14 protein-coding genes are annotated in these 17,014 nt (G+C 63.5%); 3 read left to right on the forward strand and 11 right to left on the reverse strand.

The window, feature by feature from the left end; translation table 11 throughout:
* Positions 1–16: 16 nt before the first annotated feature.
* A complete protein-coding gene (gene nac / locus DYL59_RS20940) occupies positions 17–922 on the reverse strand; it encodes a nitrogen assimilation transcriptional regulator NAC (protein ID WP_135290898.1) in 906 nt (301 codons plus the stop codon).
* A gap of 421 nt (positions 923–1,343) precedes the next feature.
* Between nac and DYL59_RS20945 the strand changes: the two genes are divergently transcribed.
* The 3 genes from DYL59_RS20945 to DYL59_RS20955 all read left to right on the forward strand — a co-directional run bounded on the left by DYL59_RS20945 (position 1,344) and on the right by DYL59_RS20955 (position 5,490).
* Positions 1,344–2,552: an aspartate transaminase gene (locus DYL59_RS20945; RefSeq protein WP_135290878.1), complete on the forward strand. Its 1,209-nt coding sequence runs from the start codon at positions 1,344–1,346 to the stop codon at positions 2,550–2,552.
* A 10-nt stretch (positions 2,553–2,562) separates the two neighbouring features.
* Positions 2,563–4,095 (forward strand): MFS transporter, encoded by a 1,533-nt coding sequence (locus DYL59_RS20950; RefSeq protein WP_135290879.1) that lies wholly within the window; start codon positions 2,563–2,565, stop codon positions 4,093–4,095.
* Positions 4,096–4,158: 63 nt separating this feature from the next.
* Positions 4,159–5,490 carry an OprD family porin gene (locus DYL59_RS20955; RefSeq protein WP_135290880.1) on the forward strand — a complete coding sequence of 444 codons (1,332 nt, stop codon included), beginning with the start codon at positions 4,159–4,161 and terminating at the stop codon, positions 5,488–5,490.
* Positions 5,491–5,651: 161 nt separating this feature from the next.
* Here the strand turns inward: DYL59_RS20955 and DYL59_RS20960 are convergent, their stop codons facing one another.
* The 10 genes from DYL59_RS20960 to DYL59_RS21010 form a co-directional block, all read right to left on the reverse strand.
* On the reverse strand, positions 5,652–5,903 hold the full coding sequence (locus DYL59_RS20960; RefSeq protein ID WP_135290881.1) for a DUF6124 family protein: 252 nt from the start codon (positions 5,901–5,903) through the stop codon (positions 5,652–5,654).
* A 547-nt stretch (positions 5,904–6,450) separates the two neighbouring features.
* On the reverse strand, positions 6,451–7,317 hold the full coding sequence (locus tag DYL59_RS20970; protein ID WP_135290883.1) for an alpha/beta hydrolase: 867 nt from the start codon (positions 7,315–7,317) through the stop codon (positions 6,451–6,453).
* Positions 7,317–9,527, reverse strand: a complete 2,211-nt coding sequence (locus tag DYL59_RS20975; RefSeq protein ID WP_135290884.1) for a TonB-dependent siderophore receptor — start codon at positions 9,525–9,527, stop codon at positions 7,317–7,319. Before DYL59_RS20975 ends, DYL59_RS20970 begins: the two co-directional genes overlap by 1 nt.
* Positions 9,528–9,624: 97 nt before the next feature.
* Entirely contained in the window at positions 9,625–10,968 is a 1,344-nt protein-coding gene (locus tag DYL59_RS20980) for a HAMP domain-containing sensor histidine kinase (protein ID WP_135290885.1), read from the reverse strand.
* Positions 10,968–11,699 (reverse strand): response regulator transcription factor, encoded by a 732-nt coding sequence (locus DYL59_RS20985; protein WP_238340745.1) that lies wholly within the window; start codon positions 11,697–11,699, stop codon positions 10,968–10,970. Before DYL59_RS20985 ends, DYL59_RS20980 begins: the two co-directional genes overlap by 1 nt.
* A gap of 41 nt (positions 11,700–11,740) precedes the next feature.
* Complete coding sequence (locus DYL59_RS20990; protein ID WP_135290887.1) at positions 11,741–12,952, reverse strand: dipeptidase; 1,212 nt, start codon at positions 12,950–12,952, stop codon at positions 11,741–11,743.
* The gene (locus tag DYL59_RS20995) at positions 12,949–14,268 is read right to left on the reverse strand and encodes an MmgE/PrpD family protein (protein ID WP_167496700.1); all 1,320 of its coding nucleotides are present in this window, start codon (positions 14,266–14,268) and stop codon (positions 12,949–12,951) included. Before DYL59_RS20995 ends, DYL59_RS20990 begins: the two co-directional genes overlap by 4 nt.
* Positions 14,269–14,315: 47 nt before the next feature.
* A complete protein-coding gene (locus tag DYL59_RS21000) occupies positions 14,316–15,029 on the reverse strand; it encodes an SDR family NAD(P)-dependent oxidoreductase (RefSeq protein WP_135290889.1) in 714 nt (237 codons plus the stop codon).
* On the reverse strand, positions 15,026–16,270 hold the full coding sequence (locus DYL59_RS21005; RefSeq protein WP_135290890.1) for an FAD-dependent oxidoreductase: 1,245 nt from the start codon (positions 16,268–16,270) through the stop codon (positions 15,026–15,028). The genes DYL59_RS21000 and DYL59_RS21005 overlap by 4 nt, the downstream gene beginning before the upstream one ends.
* Complete coding sequence (locus DYL59_RS21010; protein ID WP_135290891.1) at positions 16,267–17,013, reverse strand: amino acid ABC transporter ATP-binding protein; 747 nt, start codon at positions 17,011–17,013, stop codon at positions 16,267–16,269. The genes DYL59_RS21005 and DYL59_RS21010 overlap by 4 nt, the downstream gene beginning before the upstream one ends.
* Position 17,014 lies beyond the last annotated feature (1 nt).

Here is a 17,014-nt window from a genome sequence, read left to right on the forward strand (position 1 = left end):
CCGACCTTATGACCACTCAAGCCGGGGTGCCACGCATCTGCGCCACCAGCTCCAGCAAGATCGCCTTGACCGCCTGGGCCGGCACCGACAGCGGCAAGTGCCCGGACAAACACAACGCCAGCGGCGCCTCCACTTCGGGCTCGACGATGCGGCACATCTGCACTGCAGGCTCTTGCGCCAACACCCGCGCCGACGATTCGGGGAGGATGGTGGAACCGAAGTGATCGGCCACCGCAGCAGTCAGCGTGGTGGACGACTCGATCTCGGCCACCACCCGCGCACTCAGGCCAATGCGCAAGAAGGCTTCGTCGACCATGCGGCGCATCACGTTGTAGGGGCGCGGCAGCAGCATGTCCATGTCGGCTAGATCCGCCAGGGGGATCTCATTGCGGCCCACCAGCGCCGGGTCGGCACTGACCAGGTACAGCGGCTCGCGCAACAACGAGACAAAACTCAAGCCATGCACCTCGCGCCCACCGTAGAGCACAGCCATGTCCATGCGCCCGTTCATGATCAGTTCGCTCAGGGTGGTGCCGAAGTTTTCATTGAGGTACAGCAGGATGCCGGGGTGGCGTTCGCGCACGGTGCGCAGCAATGGCAACGACAACGTAGACGCCGCCGTGCCCGGTGCCAGCCCCACCGACACCTGCCCGGACAACGCGTGGCCGGTGGCGTTGATATCGCTCTGCGCTTGCTCGCATTGGCGCAGGATGATTTGCGCGTGGCCGTAGAGCACCTTGCCGGCTTCGGTGGGGGTGACGCCGCGCTTGGTGCGGATCAGCAGTTGTTGTTGCAGCTCGGCTTCCAGGGTTGCCAACTGTTGGCTGAGGGCGGGTTGGGCCACATGCAGCACGTCGGCGGCTTGGGTCATGCTGCCGATATCGACGAGTTTCACGAAGTACTTCAATCGGCGCAGGTTCAAGTGGGCGGTGCTCATATGAAGGAAAAATGGTGCTTCATCACTGATGTATGAAGATCCCAATGTGGGAGGGGGCTTGCTCCCGATAGCAGTCTGTCAGTCACCACCTGCAGTGGCTGACACTCCCTCATCGGGAGCAAGCCCCCTCCCACATTTGGATCTCCATACATCAGATGGATCTCCAGACATCAGGAGGATTTGCAAAAGGCAGGCCATCTCCTGATCCAGCCATAAGCCTTTGCTATGGCTACCTCCCAATAACCCTTTCGAGCACCTGCGCGGCGCACGCCTGGCTGGACGCACCCATCCGGTGCACCCCCAGCCATAAGCACTGCCTATCAAACCAGAACGATCTCGTCTTATGGCCCCTTCCCCCGCGCCTCGTACTGTGGCCCCTGTCAACGCCACCAACGAGGAACGCCCCGTGACTGCCTCCCGCATCGCCGCCCGTGTGCAACGCATCAAACCATCGCCTAGCAGCGCCGCGTCCGACCGCGCCAACGAGCTGCGTCGCCAAGGCCAGTCCATCATCAACCTGGTGGTGGGCGAGCCGGACTTCGACACCCCCGCCAATATCCGCCAGGCCGCCAGCGCTGCGATTGAACGCGGTGAAACCCGCTACACCCAGAACGCCGGCACGCCGGAACTGCGCCAGGCCATCGTCGACAAGCTGGCCCGCGAAAACGGCCTGAACTACAGCGCCAGTCAAGTGCTGGTCACCAGCGGCGCCAAGAGCGCGATCTTCAACGCCTTCGCCGCCACCCTGGGCGCCGGCGATGAAGTGCTGATCCCGGCGCCCTACTGGGTGTCGTACCCGGACATGGTGCTGGCCTGCGAAGGCGAGCCCGTGACCCTGGCCTGCCCGGAGCACGAAGGCTTCAAGCTGACCCCGGCGCAACTGCGCAGCGCCATCACCGAACGCACCCGCTGGCTGCTGCTCAACTCGCCGAGCAACCCGACCGGCGCCAGCTACAGCGCCGCCGAATTGCGCGCCCTGGCCGATGTGCTGCTGGACTACCCCCATGTGCTGCTGATGACCGATGACATCTACGAGCACATCCGCTACGAAGGCCTGGACAACCCGCACATCCTGGCCATTGAACCGGCCTTGAACGACCGCACCCTGGTGGTCAACGGCGTGTCCAAGACCTACGCCATGACCGGCTGGCGCATCGGCTATGCGGCCGGGCCCGCTGACCTGATCGGGGCCATGGCGACGTTGCAATCCCAGTCCACCAGCAATGCCTGTTCGGTCAGCCAGGCGGCCGCGCTGGAAGCCCTGAACGGCGACCAACGCTTCGTCAAACACAGCGTCGAGGTGTACCAGCAACGTCGCGACCGCTGCCTGGACCTGCTCAATGCCATCCCAGGCTTAAGCTGCCGCAAGCCCGACGGCGCGTTTTACCTCTACGTGAACTGCGGCGGCCTGCTGGGCAAAAAAACCGCCGAAGGCAAAACCCTCAACAGTGACAGCGAAGTGGTGATGTACCTGCTGGAAAGCCAAGGCGTTGCGGTGGTTGCGGGCACGGCGTACGGCCTGGCGCCGTTCTTCCGTATGTCGATTGCCACCGACATCAGCACCCTCGACCAAGGCTGCGCACGCATCGCCGCTGCCGTCGCCGCGTTGCGCTGAGGACGATGCGATGACCGTGGCGGCCCACCCTCCCCTGAGTTTCAAGCAAGCCTTGCTGGCGATGATCGGTATCTCGTTGGTGCTGATGCTCTCGGCGCTGGACCAGACGGTGATCGGCAACGCGTTGCCGAGCATCGTCGCCGAGCTCAATGGCTTTGAACTCTATGCGTGGGTCGCCACCGGCTATCTGTTGGCGTCCATCGTCACCATTCCGATTTTCGGACGGCTGGGGGATTACTACGGGCGCAAGCCGTTCGTGCTGGCCGCCACCTTGATTTTCACCCTGGCCTCCCTGGCCTGCGCGCTGGCCAACGACATGCTGGTGCTGGTGATCGGCCGCGCACTGCAAGGCATCGGCGGCGGCATGTTGATAGGTACCGCATTTGCCTGCATCCCCGAGCTGTTCCCCGATACCCGTCAACGCCTGCGCTGGCAGATGCTGTTGAGCTCGCTGTTCAGCGTGGTCAATGCGATTGGGCCGGGCCTGGGCGGGTATCTCACCGGGGCCTTTGGCTGGCGCTCGGTGTTCTACATCAACCTGCCGTTGGGTTGCTTGGCGCTGTTGATTGCCTGGCGCTTCTTGCCTTGGTATCGCCCGCAACACCGGACGGGCATTCGCCTGGACTGGCCCGGCGCGCTGTTGATCGCCCTGGCCCTGGGCAGCCTGCAATTGTTTGTGGAGTGGCTGGGGCATTCGAGCCTGGCGTTGAGTGCGGCACTGGGTGTGGGTTGTATCGCGGCGGTGATTGCGCTGTGGCACTGGGAGCGACGCTGCCCGCACGCACTGCTGCCGGCGGCATTGCTGGGGCTGCCAAGCCTGCGCCTGTTGTTCACGCTGTCGGTGGCGGCCGGGGCGATCATGTTTTCGCTGCTGTTCTACCTGCCTTTGTTGCTGCAAGGCGCTTATGGGTATTCGCCCCAGGACGCCGGTTTGCTGATCACGCCGCTGGCGCTGAGCATCACCCTCGGGGCCATCGTCAACAGCCGCATCGTCACCCGTTTGCGCAACCCCAACTATTTGCCCCTGGCCGGTTTTGTCGCGCTGCTGTTGGCGTGCCTGGGGTTGGCGGTGGTCGGGCGTGGGGCGTCGTCTAATGTGCTGCTGGGTCTGATTCTGCTGGCGGGGTTGGGGCTGGGGTTCATCTTGCTCAACCTCACGGTGTTCACCCAGACGTTGGCCGAGCGCCAGTTTCTCGGGATCGCCACCGCGCTGACCCAATCCCTGCGCCTGGTCGGCGGTCTGCTCGGCACCGCTGGCATGGGGGTGTTGGTCAACCTGCTCTACAGCGCCAACTTGCAACGGGTGTTTCTCGCCGCCGATCACGCCGAGGGCATTGCCCAGTACGCCGACCCGCAGGCCCTGCTCCATTCCAATCTTGAGGCCTCACCGTGGCTGAACCTGGCCCGCGATGCGCTGGCCCAGTCAGTCGGCGTGGGCCTGTTGCTGTGCGCCGGTATCGGCGTACTGGCCCTGTTCATCCTGTACCGCTTGCCGCCGGTGCGACTGCATGTCGTGCCCGCCACTGTTGCTCCTGAAAAATAAGAAACATTTCACTGCCGCTTTTGACTGCCCTAAAAAAACCAAACACACATGGGGATGACACCGATGGAGCTTTTCAATCGCGCACCAAAAGTACTCGCCGGCCTTTGCGGCCTGATGATCGCCCAGCAGGGCTACGCCGCAGGTTTTGTGGAAGACAGCAAGCTCAACGTGCTGGCCCGCAACTTTTTCAGTAACGCCGACAACCGCAGCGGCGCGGCCGACCCCAACTACACCCAGGAATGGGGCCAGGGTTTCATCGCCAACTTCGAGTCGGGTTTCACCCAAGGCACCGTGGGCTTCGGTGTGGACGCCATCGGCATGTTCGGCGTGCGCCTGGACTCGGGCAAAGGCCGCCACTACAACCCGGAAAGCACCGCGTTCAATGGCAATATCTTCCCCACCGACAGCGATGGCCGCGCCGTCGATGAATTCGGCAGCCTGGGCCTGACCGCCAAGGCGCGCTTTGCCAAGACCGAACTCAAATACGGCACCCTGGTGCCGATGCTGCCGGTGGTGATGTCCACCGACCGCATGCTGCAACAGACCTTCAATGGCGGCCAGGTGCAGTCCAAGGACCTGGACAACTTCACCTTCACCCTCGGCCAGTTGGAGCATGTGAAGGGCCGCGGGTCGAGCGACCAGATGGGCATGTCGATCCCCGGCGCCAACAACGCGCGCACCGGCACTTTCGTCAACAAGTTCTACTACGGCGGCGTGGACTACAAACCCACCAAAGACCTGACCTTGCAGTACTACTACGGCAACTTGCAGGACTTCTACAAACAGAACTTTTTGGGCCTCAAATACGACTGGAAGGTCGGCCCCGGCACCCTGCGCACCGACCTGCGCCACTTCGACAACCGCTCCGACGGCGCCAACAGCAACGACCCGGCCTACTACACCCTCGGCTACTACGGCGACGGCGTGACCAAAGGCAAAGTCGACAGCCGCCTGAGCAGTGCGTTGTTCACCTACCTGGTGGACGGCCACACCATTGCCGCCGGCCTGCAACAGGTGAGCGGCGACAGCGATGCGGTGTGGTTGAACCAGGGTGATGGTTCCACAGCGTACTTCATGACCGAGTCGATGATCGGCAAATTCCAGCGCGCCGGTGAAACCACCTGGCAAGTGCGCTACGGCTACGACTTCGCCACCGTCGGCGTACCCGGCCTGAGCTTTATGGGCATGTACGAAAGCGGCTCGAACATCCGCACCCCAACGGGGGATAAAAGCGAGTGGGAACGTAACTTGACCGTGAGCTATGTGATCCAGCAAGGGCCGCTGAAGAATTTGAGCATCGCGTTGCGCCATGCGTCGTTGCGTACCGAAGTGACGACTCAGCGGGACAGTGATGAGCATCGGGTGATCATCAGTTATCCAATCAGCATTCTGTAAAAACGGAACAGTGGTGTGCCTCAGGCGAACACATCACTCAAATCCTGTGGAGATCAAATGTGGGAGGGGGCTTGCTCCCGATAGCGGCGTGTCAGCCAGCGCATCTGTCGCTGACCCACCGCTATCGGGAGCAAGCCCCCTCCCACATTTAAATCGTGTAATTAACGGCTTGCAGTGCTCGTCTGCTCGCCGCCGTCCTGCATACGATCTGCAAGCAACTGCGCCAACTCAATTAACTGCGCAATACCCAACAACTCCTCGCGCTTTGCACCTTCCAGATTAAAGGCCAGGTCGCAGCTCAGCGCATTGGCCGAGGCGAGTGTTTCAGTGAGGTTGACCAACAGGTCTTCGGTGCTGATACCGTCGACCACGGTGAATAGACGGATGGGGGGATTGGGGGTGGGTTTAATCATTGTGAAGCTCCTAGGGAAAGTGGAGCTGCCACTGATCGCCGCGACGCGAAGTGGGTGGCAGCTGTACGCAGGTTCGCGGACCGGTCCCCAGGAAACCCGGCATACCCGAAGGTATCCCGCGCACAGCCGCCATAGCGCCGCACAGTAGACGATAAAAAAGCGCCAACTGAAAGCAGACGATGAGGCTTGGCGTCCATAGGGATCCGGGCCGCGACGCCCGACCACTGAGTTTGCAGCGGTGTACGGAGACTAGAGATCGAAGTTCCTAGGGGCAACCGCAAATCCTTGTCGGACATTTCTGTTTCTTCGCGTACCTAGCCGAACGGTCAGTTGTTTGGTTTTTCTTCATTGCGCAGCATCTTCCTGGCGCCACTTCGGCGCGATTCCCTTTGTAGCGATGCAACACCCAGTTGGTGTCAGAAGTCGCTTATAAATACACGGTCAATGTGGGAGCGGGCTTGCTCGCGAATGCGGTGTGTCAGTCAACAGATTCATTGGCTGATCTACCGCATTCGCGAGCAAGCCCGCTCCCACAGTTTGAGCTGTGTTATGGCTGGCTGAGGTGCTCTAGGGTATAGCGCAGCGATGCCGGTAGCATCGGGCCGTGGCTCAGGCCTGGGAATGCCTGATAGTGCACCTTGAGCCCATCCACCTTCTGCAAATCCCCCAACAGTTTCTTCGCCGCCCCATCCCCTTTCGGCCCACGCTGCATCGACGGGCTCGCCGGTTCCTCATCCCCGCGCATCATCAGCAAGGTCGGACGTTTGCCCTTGAGGCGTTGTGCCAAGCCATCGGCATGGATCACTCCACCGTTCCACCACAGCGACGGACTGGCGGCGGCGTATTCGTCGAATGCGTCCGGCCGGGTCATCAGCGTATACAGCACCAACAGCCCACCGTAGGAGTGGCCCCACAGCAACTGGCGCTGGGGTTTTTCTTCCAGGCGCTGGTTGATCAGTGGGCGGATCTGCTGGGTGAGCAAATCCAGGAACTGGTCCGCCCCGCCACTGGCCACGTCGGTGAGTGGGTCGCGTTGCACCCCCTCGCCTACCTGCGGCGTGTAGTCGAAGGTGCGCGCAGTGCGTTCGATGCGCAGCGGCGTGGCGTACCCCACCGCCACCAGCACCGGCGGCGTGGGGCTGTGGGACAGGCGGTTGAGCAGTTGCGTGTCGAGCGCCGCCATGGCCGCGTTGCCGTCGAGCAGGTAGGCCACCGGGTTGGCGGCGCTGACCTTGAGCGGGCGGCCCAGCCAGATGCGGTAGTGGCGGGCACCGTCGGCGGAGTCCAGTTCCAGGGTGCTGAAGCTGTAGTCGCTGACTTCACGTAATACCGGGGCGTCCATCAACTGATCCGGTGCCGGTTTGGCCAGCGCACATTGGGTAAACAGCAGCGCGAGGACAATCGCCCGGCGCATCAGAACGACGCCGTCAGGCTGGTGAACAGCGTGCGCCCAGACTGGTTGTAGGTCGCCGCACCCGCGCCGTCGATGTTGTTCACGCCCTGGGCGTTGCCTTCGCGCCACAGGCGTTTGTCGAAGACGTTATCCACGCCTGCGGTGAGGCTCAGGTTTTTGGTGATGGCGTAGGTGCCGCTCACTCCGGTGATGGCATAGGGCGACAGTTGGTTGTTGGCCGAACCGGTCACGCGGGCGCCGTGGTAGTCGTATTTTTTCGGGGTCTGCTTGCCGTACCAGGCCACGTTCGCTTGCAGGGACAGGTCCTGGGTCACTTGCCAGTCGAGCATGGAGTTGAGGGTGAACTTCGGCGTCACCGAGAGCACATCGCCGGTCTGTTTGTTTTTCGATTGCAGCATGTAGGTGAAGTTGTTGGACCAGGTCACGTCTTCGCCAAACGGCAGACTCAGGTTGCCTTCCAGGCCTTCGACCAGCGCCTTGGGCACGTTTTCCCACTGGAAGATGTTGGAGCTGTTGCCACCGGTGGCCTTGCCCACCGGCGTCAGGCCCGACTCGATCTTGTTCTTGTAGTCATTACGGAAGTAGGTCAAGCCCGCCACCACACCGTTGTCGCGGTATTCGATGCCCAGTTCCTTGTTGACACTGGTTTCAGCCTCAAGGTCGGCATTGCCTTGCAGGTAGCAGGCCGTGGTCGCGCCGTAGCAACCCTGGCCGTTGCTGTAGAGCAGGTAGTTGGGGTTGATCTGGTAGAGGTTCGGCGCCTTGTACGAGCGGGCGATACCGGCTTTGAGGGTAAGGGTGTCGGTGAGCACCTGCGACAGGTTCAGCCCCGGGCTCCAGTTGTCGCCGACCACGCTGTGGTGGTCCAGGCGCAGCACCGGCGTAAGGCGGGTGCCGGGCAGCAGGTCGATGTTGTCTTCGGCGAACACCGAGAAGATTCGCGTCGATGACGAACTGGCGCGGTTGCTGCTGGAGATGCCGCTGACGGCACCGCCGGTGGTGGTGGTCTGGGTGTTGGAGCTTGGGTCGTCCAGGGACGATTCAACCCACTCGGTGCCCAGGGTCACCACCTGGTCGACACCCGCATGGAACGGCAGGTTCACTTCGCTGTGGGCGGTGAGGTCACGCAGGGTGCTGGTGCTCACGGTGGTGCTGGAGAACAAGCCCTCAAGGCCACCGGCCAGGCCCTCGTCGATGCGACTGTTGCGGGTCTTGGCGTATTGGACGTAGGTCAGGGTGTTGCCAAAATCCCATTCGCCACGGTGGGTCAGCGCGTAGTTCTCGCGGTAGAGGGTGTTGGTCTCATGACCCAGCATGTTCTTAACGGTGGCGTTAGTGTTGGTGTTCTGTGTATCACCGGTATAGATGTTGCCCTGGCGGCTGAAACCGGCCTCGATGTCGAGGGTTTGCTCCGGGGTCATTTTCCAGCTGAGCAGGCCGTTGACGTCCTTGTTGCGCACACCTTCGCGCCCCGCCGGCAGCGTGCCGATCTGGGTGCCGTAGCGGGTGGATTCGTGGCCGCTGTTGATGTCGGCGTCATCAGCGTTGGTCTTGGCGATGTTGCCGTACACGCGGTAGCTGAGGGTGTCGGTGATCGGGCCGTTGAGGCCGAAGTTCATGCGCTCGGTCTCACCTTCGTCTTTGTGCTGGGCGAAGTTGTGGTAGATCGTCGCCGAGCCGTGGGTTTCGGTGCCCGGTTGTTTGGTGATGATGTTCACCACGCCACCTGCCGCGCCATTGCCGTAACGGGCGGCGGCTGGGCCACGGATGACTTCGATGCGTTCTACTTGGTCGGCCGGCACCCAGTTGGTGTCGCCACGGCTGTCACGCTCGCCACGCCAGCCGTAGCGCACCGAGTTGCGGCTGCTGACCGGCTTGCCGTCTACCAGGATCAAGGTGTTTTCCGGGCCCATGCCGCGGATGTCGATCTGGCGATTGTTGCCGCGCTGGCCGCTGCTGGAGTTGCCGGTGAGGTTCACCCCCGGCATGGTGCGGATGATCTCCGACAGGTCGTTGGCCGGTGGGCGCTTCTTGATGTCTTCGGCGGTGATGATCGACACGCCGGGCATCTGCTTGATCTCTTCTTCAGCCGTGCCCAATACGGTCTGGGTGGGCAGCTCCATCTGCGCCGGCGTTTCGGCCTCGGCGGCATAGCTGCTGATAGGCAGCAGGCTGCAAATACTCACGGCAAGCAGGGACAAGCGGAACATGGGGCGATCTCCAAACGTCTACCCGACCGATAGCGGCGGGCCATCAAAGATCGCAGATGATAATCAGATGCAATTGCGAGTAAAGAAACTTAACTTTCTAAACATTTGCCGCCGGCAGGCGCAGGTTCATGCGTAAACCCTGGCTGCCCTGGGTGGCCCACAGCTCTCCACCCTGCAGTTCGACGCCGCGACGGGCGATGCTCAAGCCCAGGCCAAACCCGGTGCCCACGGTGCCGTCCAGGCGCAGGTAGGCTTCGAAGATGCGCTCAAGATCGCCCTTGGCAACCCCAGGCCCCTGGTCTTCGACCACCAGCCACCAGCAATCGCCTTCGCGCCAGCCGCTCAAACGGATCACCCCCTGTTCAGGGGAATGGCGGATGGCATTGCGCAGGATATTTTCCAGGGCCTGGGCAAAACTGTTGAGGTGCACATGCAACTGGCAGCGGCTGTCCAGTTCGCACACCAGGCGCTCCAGCGGCCAGCCGGTTTCGAAGTGGGCGTCTTGTGCCAGCGCTTCCCAGACCGAAGCCACCACCACGTCCTCGGCTTGCAGGCGCGGTTGTTCGGTGTCGAGCCAGGCCAGGTTGAGGGAGTCGTCCACCAGCCGGCGCATCTCCTCCACTTCTCGCGACAGGCGTTGCTGCAACTGCTCGCGGGGCAGGCCGCTTTCGCTGGCGATGGTCAGGCGCGCCAGGGGTGTGCGGATTTCATGGGACAAGGTGCGCAGCAACTGCCGCTGTTGATGCAGGTTCTGGCGCAGGCGCTCGGCCATGTGTTCATAGGCGCGGGCCAGTTCGCCCAGTTCATCCTTGCGACGCGTCACGGTGCTGCTGGCCAGGGGCGCCAAATCGCCGGAACTCAGTGCGTTGGCACGCTCGCGCAATTCATTCAAGGGCTGCACCAAGTGCCGATACAGCAGCAAGCCCAAGCCCAGCGCCAATAACACCGGCACCACACCGTGGCTAAACACATGGGTCCAGGGTGTGAGCCCCGGTGGCAGCAGGCGTTCGGGCAATTGCATCACCAGCCGGCCGCGTTCCGGGTGCTGGGGAAAGGCGATGCTCACATACGGCAACTCGTCATCCAGGCGCTTGCTCATCGGCCAACTGAGCTTGCGCATAAACGTGAGGTGGCTGACTTGCTCGGCATTCAGCGCCGTGGTGCCCAGGCTGCGCAGGTAGTCGTCCAGCACCGCGACCCAGGTGTGTTCGCGCTGCTCCAGCGCCAAACGCCAGCGCTCCACCGCTTGCGCGTCACCACGGGCCGCGACCTGTTCGGCCTCGGCGGCATAAGCGGCCAGGGCAATGCGGTCCGGCTCTTCCAGAAAGTAAGTATTGCGCTCCACCTGCAAGCCCCAACTCCACACCAGCCACACCAGCAGCAGGCAGAAGCACACTTGCAGCACCGCCATTTTCCACAGCAGGGGGTGGCGACGGTGCATCAACGGCCTTCGCACATCAGCACATAGCCTTGATGGCGCACCGCGTCGATGCGCATGCCCTGCACATCGATGGCCGCCAGCTTGCGGCGCAGGTTGCACACATGCACATCCAGGCCACGGTCCAAACGGGTGTAGGGCCGATGCAGCACCTGCTGGTAAAGGAACGGCTTGGTCAGCGCTTCGCCGGCATGCTCGTGGAGCGTGCACAACAGGCGAAATTCCGAGGTGGTGAGCCCGGCGGCAATGCCGTTCAAGCGCACGTCCCGCCCATAGGTGTCGAACTCCAGCGACGAATGCCGGGCCATCAGCCTCGGTGCCTGGGCGCCGCAATCAATCGCCACCCGCCGCAGCAAGGCATCGATGCGCACGTCCAGTTCGGCCAGGCTGAAGGGTTTGGGCAGGTAATCGTCGGCGCCCTGGCTGAAGCCGGTGATGCGGTCCTGCTCGGCGCCCAGGGCCGACATCAGGATCACCGGAGTCCCCCGCTCATGGCGCAGGCGCGAAAGGATCGTCAGCCCGCTTTCATTGGGCAGCATGATGTCCAGCAGGATCAGTTCCACCGGCGAATTAAGGGCCATATCCAGGCCCTCGTCGCCGCGATGGCTACTGCCAAGGCTGAAACCACGCCCGCTCAAGTGCTTGCTCAAGTGCGCGCACAGCTCCACGTCATCCTCAATGATGAGGATGCGCGGGGTGGGCAATGAGGGCGGGGGCAGATGATAAGTATTCACAATTACGTCAGTTTCGCATTCGGCGAAACATTTCGCAATATTCACCGCGTGTCGCACTGCCCCTCGGCCTGCAACTGCCGCCCGCGTGCTTGGGCCTCGCCCAGCACCCGCAACAGGTTACCGCTCCAGATTTGACCGATATCCGCCTCGCTGTAGCCCGCCTGCACCAGCGCCTCGGTGATCTTCGGCAACTGGCTCACGTCTTCCAGCCCTTGCACCCCGCCGCCGCCGTCCCAGTCGGCGCCAATGCCCACATGCAACGGCCCGACCTGCTCCAGCGCGTGCAACAGATGGCGCATAAAGTCGGCAAAGGTCGCCTGGGGGATGGGGTAACGCTGCTGTACTTCACGAATTTGCGCCGACAACTCGGCAAACGCCGCCGGTTGCAAAGCAGGCATCAGGCGCAGGCGCTCGAACAGCGGCTTGAGGGCTTTTTCCCGTTGCGGGTTGGGCGGCTGCGGGATCAGGTAGCCGCCATAGGTGTTGACCTGAATTACCCCGCCGCTCGCGGCCAGACGGCGCATGCGCGCGTCATCCAGGTTGCGCGGGTGCGGGTTGATCGCCCGGCTGCTGGAGTGGGAAACGATGATCGGCGCACGGGACTCGGCGAGCAATTGGTCAAACACCTGGTCGGAAGCATGGGACGCATCCAGCAGCACACCCAGGCAATTGGCGCGCTGCACCAGCTCATGGCCCACCGGGCTCAGGCCGTGCCATTGGGGGATGGCAGTGGCGGAATCGGCGACATGATTATTGGCGCTGTGCACCAGGCCGAGCATGCGCAAGCCCTGGCGTTGGTAGGTGGTCAACAGCCCCGGATCAGACGCCAAGGGCTCGGCGTTTTCCATGCTGATATACACCACGCGCTTGCCTTCGGCGGCGATGCGCGGTGCGTCTTCGGGGGTCAGCGCCAGGGCGAAGTCATCCGGGTGACGCGCCAGCATGTCGTGGATGTGCGCCAGAATCGCCAGGCCCTGGTCGCTGGCCCGCGCCATCCCGGCCTCGTCGTAGCTGCCCTGGGGCGTGTACACCGCCCAGAAACCGCCGTCCAGGCCGCCTTCGCGCATGCGCGGCAGGTCGACCTGGGACAAATCCTCGGGCCCATGGCGCTGCACAATACTCCAGCCCGGGCGGGACAATTGCCGAGGTGTGTCCATATGGCTATCGAGCACCAACAAACGCTCGTGCAGCGCCCGGTCGTCAGCTTGCGCGCCACTGATGGCCAGGCTCAGCAACAGCGCGAGCCACCTCACACGCCCATCCCGAACAGACGTTCGGCCTGCCACGGCGCATCCACCACCGCCTGCAAACGCGCCAGCAACGGCGCCTCGCACAACGCCTGCAACTTGGTCTGCAACAAACCATCGCGCCCGCCCCGGTCCAACGCGGCGTAAGGGCCGTCGTACGCTAGCTCTGCCACTTCACCAGTCAATGCATGCACCCTGAGCGCAGCCGGAAACCCGCCGCTGCGTGCCTGTTGCTGGTCCATCTCGGCACTCGCTTCGATATGCACCCGAGCCATGAACACCAACACCGACTCATCCCGCAGCGCCTCGCCCTCAAAGTCTTCCAGCGCCGCCCGCCCGCGCACGAAGGCGCTGGCCACCACATAAGGCAGGCTGAAACGCGCCGCCAGGTCATTCTCGATCACCCGCGTGGACAACGACCGCGCACTGCCGCCATTGACCCGCACCACAATGCTTACCACCTGGCCCGCAGGCACTTGCTGACGCAGTTCCAACGCAAGGCGTATCGCGGTCTGGCAGCCGAAACACGCCGGGTAAGGCTTGATGGCGAAGCTGTCGAGGTTCTTGACCAGCGGGTTGGCCGACAGAAAGTCCGCCTGCGCGGTATCAAAACCAAAGCTGGCCAGCCAGCCATGTTCGCCAGTCAAGAAACCAGCGGGCCCAGTGGCACCAGCCTGGGCCAGCAACACCGACTGCACCGCGTGCTGGGCCGAAAAGCCCACCGCCAAATCCTTGTCCTGGCTGTAGCTGCCCACCTTGGGAGACAACGCCGACAGTAACCCGGCACTCAACGAACTGGCCGCAATCGCGGTGCCGTGGCACACGCGGTCGAGGTCATCATCGAGCAACGCCGAACAGCCCAACGCCGCTGCCACCGGGGCAATCAGCGAGGTGGTACGAAACCCGGCCTGCGCACTGCGATGCCCACGCCCCAAGGCTTCGGCCAGGGAGATATTCGCCGCAAACGCGATCCACAGCGCCCGCAGCAAACGCTCGCCGACCACCCCATGGTGCTCGGCCAACGCCAGGATGGCCGGGACGATCACCACGGCGGCGTGCCCGTTGTTGCGCGGGTTGATCAGTACTTCCTGAAAGTCCAAGGCCTCGGCGGCGGTGCCGTTGAGCAGTGCAGCGCGGGCCGGATCGGTGCGCAGGCTTGAACCCCACACCGAACAGCCTGGGCTGATGGACTGCGCCAACGTGCTGTCCATTTGCGTGCCGCCCACTTTATGGCGGCGCGCGTAGGCCGCAATCGCCACGGTATCGGCGAGCAAACGCCCGAGGGCGCTGGCCACTGCGTCGGGGATGGGAGCGTCAAGCAAGAGCAGATGTCGTGCAACCCACTGCCGGTCTATCGTCGTTGCCACGGTTATTGAACCCCTTGGGCCATGATGCCGCCGTCGATCACGAAGTCCGTGCCGTTGGCGTAGTGAAAGGCCGGCCCCGTGAGGGCCACGATGGCTTGTGCCATTTCCCGTGGTTCGGCAAGCCGCCCCAGGGGAATGCTTGCCAGAAGATGTTGTTCATCCAGCCGCCCGGCCTCGATGGCCGCGCCGACCATGCGGGTGCGGGTGTAGCCGGGGCTGACGGAAATCGCCCGCACCCCGGCGGCGGCGAAATCCAGCGCCAGCACTTCGGTCATCGCCACCACACCGGCTTTGGCGGCGGCGTAACTGGCGCGACCGGGGCCGGAACGGTGGGCGATGAACGAAGCGATATTCACGATCAGCCCCGCGCCGGAAGCAGCCAGTGCCGGAAACGCCGCCTGGCAGCTGTAGAATGCCCCGCTGAGGTTGGTTTGCAGCACTGCTTGCCAGTCTTCGGCGCGCATGTCGATCGCCGACGCGCGCCGGGCGATACCGGCGCAGGTCACCAGCACATCCAGCCGGTCGATGTCTTGGGCGGCACGCTTGAGAGCGTCAGCATCGCGCACGTCCACCACGGTGATGGGAAAACCCGCCGCAGGATCGGCCAGCACATCCCAGCCGATCACTTCAGCGCCCTGCTCCACAAATACCTGCGCGACCGCCTGGCCAATGCCGCTGCCCGCGCCGGTTACCAGCACACGCCTGGGTGCCGTCATAGCAATGCTCCTTGTTCAAGTAAGACCCGTTTCACCGCATCGAAACCGCTGCGCTGAGCCAAGCGACTGGACAACGCCGCCGACACGCCCGCCGCATGCCCGGTGGCAAAACTGGTGCCCATCACCCGCACCGAGCCGAACGCAATGTCGTCGGCGCCGATGGAACTGCCGGCCAGCCACAGGTTGTCGCTGCCCTCGGGGATCAGCGCGCCGAACGGCACATGGAACCAGCCGTGATGGGGGATGGCGCGGTATTCGGTGACGCCGTTGCCGGGATGCAATTCGCAAGGCCAGCCGGAACGGGCGATGCCGTTGGCGCGTTGGCGCGCACTCAGGGCGTCGTCGGCCAGCACATCCTGTTGGGAGGTAACGCAACGGGTGGAGCGGATGCCCAGTTGCGGGCCGCTGGTTTCCAGGATCGCCCGTTCAAAGCCGGGCACCGTGCGCCGCAGCGACTCCAGGTAATCATGGGCAATGCCCCGCGCTTCGATCTCGGCGCGGGTCAGGTAATGGGCGTCGGTGTTCACCAGGTCCACATCGATCATCATCGCCCAGTAGCTGCCCGACCACGGCAACGGCACAAAGTAGCCGCCATTGCTGCGGGCCAGGTGGCGTTGGGTGCGGCGCTGGTAGTCGATGACGGCCGCGTGCAACGCCTCGCGATCCGGCGCATGGCCCGGTGCAACGTTACCGATGCGCACCGTCAGCGTGGCCGCCTGCAAACGCGGGCGAATGCTGTGGGGGGCGATCATCGCCGCCACATTGGCGTTGCCGGTGGCGTCCACCACACTGCCCACTTCGAGGCGCAAAGTGCCTTCGGGGTGGCTGCACAACAGCGCGTCGATATGGCCGTTTTCGCCCTCGGTGGCGATGACCCGGCAATGCAGCAGCGGCGTGATACCGGCGCTCAGCACCAGGCGATCGAGTACGACTTTCAGGCGTTCCGGGTCCAGCAGGATGATCCAGTTGCCCGAGCTTTGCAGCACCGGCTCCACCGGATGCCCGAACGCCTGCAAGGCGTCCAGGACACGCTGGCCCATGCCCGCCACTACCCGTTCCGGAGTCGGGCCGCTGGTGAGAAAGCCGCAATAGGACTGCACGCCGGAGATGGTCGCCGTGCCGCCGAAAAACCCGTAGTCCTCGATCAACACCACGCTGCGCCCACACTCGGCCGCCGCCAGCGCAGCGGCAATGCCCGCAGCGCCGCCGCCCACCACGGCCACGTCATAAAAGCGGTTCATAGCACTTTGTCGAGAAAGTCACGGGTGCGCGCATCCCGTGGGCTGTCGAAAAACGCCTGGGCCGTGGCGTGTTCAACCACCTCGCCCTGGTCGATGAAGTACACATAGTCGGCCACTTCGCGGGCAAAGCGCATCTCGTGGGTGACCAGCACGCAGGTCATGCCCTCGGCCGCAATCGAACGAATCACCCCCAGCACTTCCTTGACGGTTTCCGGGTCGAGGGCGGCGGTGACCTCATCGAACAGCATCACCTGGGGCTGCATGCACAGGCCACGGGCAATCGCCACGCGCTGTTGCTGGCCGCCGGACAACTCTCCCGGATACGCCTGCTCCTTGCCGTCCAGGCGCACCTGTTGCAGCAGTGCGCGAGCCTCGTCCTCGACGGTTTTGCGCGCGCGCCCCAGCACCTGGATCGGCGCCATGCTGACGTTCTGCAACACCGTGCGATGGGGGAACAGGTTGTAGCTCTGGAACACAATGCCAACTCGCTGGCGCAGTTGCTGCAACGGCAACTGCGCACTGCCGATCAACGCGCCGTCGAGGCGGATCTCACCGCCGTCGATCTCGGCCAAGGCGTTGATGCAACGCAGCACCGTGGACTTGCCCGACCCCGACGGGCCGATGATGCACACCACTTCGCCACGCCCCACGGCCAGGTCGATGCCCTTGAGCACCGGGGTGTCGCCATAGGCCTTGTGCACCCCATGCAGGGCGATAAAGGGGTTTTCCAGGATACGTGTCATG

Source organism: Pseudomonas kairouanensis (assembly GCF_004682055.1).
In the GTDB taxonomy this organism is placed as follows: Bacteria; Pseudomonadota; Gammaproteobacteria; order Pseudomonadales; family Pseudomonadaceae; genus Aquipseudomonas; species Aquipseudomonas kairouanensis.